Origin of the sequence: Kitasatospora sp. NPDC094028 (genome assembly GCF_049543595.1) — a bacterium.
Taxonomy (GTDB): domain Bacteria; phylum Actinomycetota; class Actinomycetes; order Streptomycetales; family Streptomycetaceae; genus Kitasatospora.
In genome coordinates this window covers 1-1107 of the sequence record NZ_JBMVFA010000120.1, presented here as the reverse complement: position 1 = coordinate 1107, position 1107 = coordinate 1, and the positions used below count along the sequence as shown (strand labels likewise).

Sequence of the window (1107 nt, the reverse complement as noted above, 5' to 3'; positions counted from 1 at the left end):
ATGACACAGCGCATGATGCCTCACAGGGGAATCGCGGGAGGAGACGGAACGGGCCGATCGGGGCAGGTCGGATCAGCACGAGGAGACGAGTACGTCCGGAAGCCGGCCGTACTCGCCGGCTCCCTCAGGGTGTGCGCCGGGCGCGGGCAGCGCTTCGGTGAGGACATCGCGCAGCCGGACGCGGTCCGTGTACGCGGCGCTGTCACGGAGAACAGCCAGCCGGCCTTTCGTGATCGAGCCCGTGCTCTGGTCGTCCCCGTCGCACACGGTCAGGTACTCGACCCGGGCACCCGCCATGACGGCCAGGGCCACCTCGACGGTCATGTCGTCGCACACCCGGGGACCGCGCCCTTCGGTGTCGTCGGCCACGACGACGGGCGCCGGGTCGGGTCCTCGGTGCTGCATCCGCGCTGACGTCAAGGGCTTCTCCTTCGGTCGGGGCTGGTTGCTTCGGCGATCGGCGGCTTCCCCCAGAACGGAAAAGGGGGGGGCACCGCGAGGTCCCGGGACTGCCGGGGGCCGGGGCCGGTTCAGGCGGCCGGGTTGGCGCCGGGCTCCGGCCGGGCCCCGCGGCGTGCCCGCGCGCCCACGGGCCGGCCCTGGCCGGTGCGACCCCGGCGGCTCCGGGACGGCGCGGACGTACGGCGGGAACGTTCCACGGCCGGCGCGGTGATGACCACGGGGACGCCGGAGGGGGCCTGTGCGCCCGTGATGCGGCTCAGCTCCGCCTCGCCGGAGCGGACCGGAGTGATGCGCGGGGTGATGCCGGCCGACGCCATCAGCCGGGTGACGCCACGGCGCTGACCGGGTGTCACCAGGGTGACGACGCTGCCGGACTCGCCGGCGCGGGCTGTACGGCCGCCGCGATGCAGATAGTCCTTGTGGTCGCTCGGCGGATCCACGTTGACGACCAGGTCGAGACTGTCGATGTGGATGCCGCGGGCCGCGACGTTGGTGGCCACCAGGACGGTGACGTGTCCGTCCTTGAACTGGGCCAGGGTCCGGGTGCGCTGCGGCTGGGACCTGCCACCATGCAGGGCCGCGGCGCGGACACCACTGTCCAGCAGGTGCTCGGTCAGCCGGTCCACGGCATGCTTGGTGTCCAGG

The 1107-nt window shown here is 73.2% G+C and carries 2 protein-coding genes; both read right to left on the bottom strand.

Annotated features, from left to right (window positions below):
* Window positions 1–72 precede the first annotated feature (72 nt).
* Window positions 73–420 (bottom strand): CBS domain-containing protein, encoded by a 348-nt coding sequence (locus tag ACPC54_RS42240; protein ID WP_401235519.1) that lies wholly within the window; start codon window positions 418–420, stop codon window positions 73–75.
* A gap of 110 nt (window positions 421–530) precedes the next feature.
* The coding region (locus tag ACPC54_RS42235; protein ID WP_498973078.1) for a helicase-related protein at window positions 531–1107 on the bottom strand (577 nt) is incomplete at its 5' end.